The 4,240-nt window shown below is 57.5% G+C and carries 4 protein-coding genes; all 4 read right to left on the bottom strand.

Annotated elements, in window-relative coordinates; translation table 11 throughout:
* A partial coding sequence (locus ACOVRA_RS03235) for an NINE protein (RefSeq protein ID WP_421719032.1) occupies positions 1–118 on the bottom strand: 118 nt, incomplete at its 3' end.
* 51 nt (positions 119–169) lie between these two features.
* Positions 170–970 (bottom strand): pentapeptide repeat-containing protein, encoded by an 801-nt coding sequence (locus ACOVRA_RS03230; protein ID WP_421719031.1) that lies wholly within the window; start codon positions 968–970, stop codon positions 170–172.
* 84 nt (positions 971–1,054) lie between these two features.
* Positions 1,055–1,543 (bottom strand): pentapeptide repeat-containing protein, encoded by a 489-nt coding sequence (locus ACOVRA_RS03225; protein WP_421719030.1) that lies wholly within the window; start codon positions 1,541–1,543, stop codon positions 1,055–1,057.
* Between the two features lie 75 nt (positions 1,544–1,618).
* Positions 1,619–4,240, bottom strand: a 2,622-nt coding sequence (locus ACOVRA_RS03220; protein ID WP_421719029.1) for a hypothetical protein, incomplete at its 5' end; no start/stop codon positions are given.

Below are 4,240 nucleotides of genomic sequence, written 5' to 3'. Positions count from 1 at the left end.
ACTTACCGTGACCGACATAAAAGCGGTGGGCACCAAGCCAGCCTAAAAAGAACCAGAAGATATAGGCGTGAAAGGGGCTTTTGCATTCCTCATCGGTCCGCAACTCAATGGCGATCATATCTTCTTGAGTGATTTCCACGATGACTGGCCCCTTACTTCTGGGACAAGCTTAGCGTGGACGGCGCGTCTTACAAGCGCGAATGGTGACACCGGCGGGCAAAGCGGTTGCTTCATCGCCGCACGCATCTTCAAGCTGGCGGGTGGTCAGGCCCGTCGCCGTCGACAAATCAGCGCCCGACAGGTTTGCCCCGGTGAAATCTGCGCCTTGTAGACGTGTGCGGCTGATACGTGCATCGCGCAGGACCACACCGGTCAAGTCCGCGCGCGATAAGTCTGCACCCTCGATGTTGGCGCGCGTCATAATGGCACCGGTAAAGTCGGCATTGACGAAAGCGGCACCCATGACCATCGATCCGGTCATATTGGCACCGCTAAAGTCTGGATTGGTACCGCGTGTGCCGCCAAATTTCGCGCCAGTCAGATTCGCCCCGATCAATTCGGCATTGGACAGGTCCGCGCCGGCAAAGTCAGAGCCGCTGAAATTAGCACCCGCTGCTTCGATGGCGCGCATGCCTGTGCCGACAAAGCTCGCGCCCCGGAAATTAGAGCCGTTCATTTCAGCACTGCTGAGATCGCCACGGTCAAAGCGCGTGCCAGCAAAATTGCCAGCGGTCATTTCGGCGCTGCGTAGTTGCGAGCCAGAAAAATTAGATCCGGCAAAATTGCCCGATGACATGTGCGCATTGTCCATCCGCCGATTGGACAAGTCACAGCCTGCACACAATCCCGAGAAGCGACCCGTGAAAGTAACCGTGGACGGCTTGCCGCGCTGATCCCACGTGAAAGCCATCACTGGCTGAGCAATAGGGGCAAGGGCGAAAGCAATCAAGAAGGGCAAAGCTTTTGACATGATGAATGCCTTATACTGCTTTACCACAAAACTTCCACTTAAATGGTTGTAACAATTTGCCACGAGGCAGCCACAGGCGCGCCCTTATTGGCAGGTAGGCACCGTCAAGCCGCGGGGCAAAGTGGTTTCAGCGTCGCCACAAGCCTTGTTCAATTGAGCTTGGGTCAGGCCACGTGCGCCTGCGAGCTCTGCACCTGACAGATTGGCATTGGCGAGATTTGCACCAGCAAAATTGGAGCTTGAGAAATAGCCACCGACCAAAATGGCGCGTTCAAGATTGGCACCAGCAAAGTTTGCCCCGGTTGCACGCACGCCATAAAGATTGGCGATCGACAGATCGGTACGGGCAAAATTGGTGCCGTCAGCCGTTGCGAGAGACATCTCGGACTGGCGCAAACGCGCACCTGCATAGGTTTTCCGCGACAGGTCTGAATAGCTCAAATCGGCTTGAAACAGATTGCATTTGGCGCAGGATTTTCCGGCTTGGACCGAAGCGATCTGGCCTGCATTTTGCGCAAAAGCAGAGGTGCCGCACGCGGCTGCGACGAGGATGGCAATGGCGAGACGTTTCATTTTCGGACGCTCCAGCGGTCTAAACACAAGTTCAGATCCGTCCCTGCAGGAATGATGCCGTGATTTGAAACAGGTTTAGGCGCTGCCTTCGGCTTGGCGCGGTCCGGCCCAGCCACATGCATCACAGGCATAGCCAAAGGCATCTGCCTTCACCGTGAAATGGCCACAGTCTGGGCACGGGTCGCCCTCATAGCGTGTGCTGGGGCTGGTGGGCTGGGGTTGAATTAGCGTTGCTTGGATGGTGCGCTCCTGCGGCGAACTAGCCGCACGATTGGCGCGTTCGGCCGCACTGGGCAGACGCACCAGATTATCTGGAAAGCTCCCGCGCGAAAAACCCTTGGAGATAAAGCGAACAGGGTCGGCGACTTCCGGTGCCCCGGCATCGGTGACGGACTCGTCAAAGCGATCCTCGGCCAATTCGGCCAAATCATCGCGACCCAAATAGGAAACGGCCAGCTCGCGGAACAGATAGTCGAGGATAGAGGTCGCCCGCACAATGGAATCATTGCCCTCAACATCGCCCGCAGGCTCAAAGCGTGTGCCGACAAAGGCGTCGACAAATTCTTCTAGCGGCACGCCATATTGCAGACCGATCGAAGTGGCGATGGCAAAATTATTCATCAATGACCGGAAGGCTGCGCCTTCCTTATGCATGTCGATAAAGATTTCCCCGATCTCGCCATCATCAAACTCGCCCGTATGCAGATAGACCTTATGACCACCGACAGAGGCCTTTTGAATATAGCCTTTGCGACGATCAGGTAGGCGACGGCGCGCAGCGGGTTGGGGGATCAAGCGCTCAACGACCCGTTCCACCACCACTTCAACGCGCTCGACTTTGACCTCCTCAGCGACATTTTCATAACGACTGAGGTCGAGATTTGGCGCCTCAAAACCAGGCTCCGACAATTTAAGCTTAAAGCCAGCAAAGCCCGCTTGACCGAGCGCCTTTGCAAGCTCGCTCGCCATCACCCGCACATTTTCCGTGCGCGAGACCGGAAGCTGTAGCGTCACATACTGGCGGATCGTCTCATCTTGGGCAGCCGCAAAGCGAACAATCTCTTCGCGTCTCGCGGGGCCAAACACATCCTGATTGGGCAAAACGCCCCACTGATCGGGTTGGCCCAAAGCCCATTTCTGGGCGGCAGCGATATCTTGCGACGTGAAGCCCAGCGCCGTCAGCACATCAAAGCCCGGCTGCAGGACCTGTTCCAAACTGCAGCCGCACCAGAGCGCGGTCTCTTCCGGGCCCAAAAGCCAAGGCGTGATTGCCTGACGTAACGAGCGGGCGCTGATCAAGGCTTCGGCAATCGCAGCCAAACCGTCATCATCCACGCCGCGATTGGCCAGCGCGTCATAAGAGACACCGGGGGCCCCAAGCAGGGTCCGGGTTCCAAGCAATTGTCGTGTCACATCCCGGTCATCGAGGCCAAGCGCTTGAAGACCGCGCAGCACGCTGGGGCGAACCGAGAAGCCCGTTTCTTCGCCAGAGATGGCGGTCTCAATGACGGGGCCAAGAATTGGCGCCAGACCCGGCGCATCTGCTCCAAGAGCCACCAGTCCCAATCCGTGCTCTTCTGGCTTCAGGGCGGTTTCAAAGCTGGGGGCAATGGTGGTGCTGGCCGCAACAAAGACTTTGGCCAATAAGCTGCTGGCTCTAGCTGCACCTGTGGCCAGAGCCCGCAGCGCGTCGCGCACGACTTCCTGATCTTCGGGCGAGGCATAGGCCTTGCCGCGCGCCATCAAAAGTCCTGCACCATCGCAATAACGCAAAACAGCGGCCCGTTCTTTGGCCCAAGTTTGTGCCGCTAGCTTTGTCGGGAAAGCACTGGCAGCGCCCAAGCAATCAAGCGCAATGCGCCAAGCTGCAGCAACGCGCTCAAGCTGGTTGAAGTCCATGTCGTCATAAAAGGCTGAGAGCGACACAATGGCTGCCGGACCCAAAGCCGCAAAAGCTGCATCATCAAATGCAAAGCCACAGCCTGTGCGGGCAGCCTTCAACAACAAGTCCCCGTCGAGGGATTGTGCGGTTGGAACTAGAATGGTTGTGGGTTCCAACAACGGGGTGTCAATCACGCCGCCATGGGCGGTAGCATCAAATATGCCCTGCTTGGCATCTTCGATGGCTTCCAAAATCGCACCCGCTGGTGCCCCGACACGGAAAGCGGCTGCGACAGCTTGGGCCAAAACGGGATTGTCGCGTGGGTCGTCATGGCCAACGCCTTCGGCCCGTCCAACCGCTTCGCTGACACGTGCTAGAGCATCGCGTAATTGAATACGCCCCATGGAGAGGGCGGAGGAGTCAAATTGACTTTGGCGCCGCTGATGCACGACAGCTCCTGCGCGTGCCCACGGCACAACGCGGATGTGAGACTCTTCATCTAACCAGACTGCCGGCAGGCCCGTTTCAATTTCGGTGGAACCGTCTTTGAGGTTCAACACAAAGCCACGCGTCGCAGAACCTTTAAGGCCCAGCGCGCGCAGATAGCCTGCTTCGAGCACAACTTGCCGGTTGAGCAAGCTATTGGCTAAAACGGCCTCAAAATGGTCGCGTGCTTCTGCGTCGGCAAGGAAGCCGGCTGTCCACGCGAGGCTGCCAATGCGGCCGGCCAAATCAAGGATTGCATCAGAAATCGATGTTTCGTCCGGCAGGTCTGCAGACTCTGCAAATGCGAGTACATTGTCCAAAGTCCAACT

It is taken from the genome of Aquidulcibacter sp. (genome assembly GCF_049239865.1).
Lineage (GTDB): Bacteria > Pseudomonadota > Alphaproteobacteria > Caulobacterales > Aquidulcibacteraceae > Aquidulcibacter.
The sequence above is the reverse complement of the archived record's forward strand: the minus strand, read 5'-3'. Positions and strand labels throughout refer to the sequence as shown.

What these genes read in the sequence shown, in the direction of transcription:
- ACOVRA_RS03225 (WP_421719030.1), bottom strand. Translation starts at nt 1,543, where the DNA reads ATGAAACGTCTCGCCATTGCCATCCTCGTCGCAGCCGCGTGCGGCACC.
- ACOVRA_RS03230 (WP_421719031.1), bottom strand. Translation starts at nt 970, where the DNA reads ATGTCAAAAGCTTTGCCCTTCTTGATTGCTTTCGCCCTTGCCCCTATT.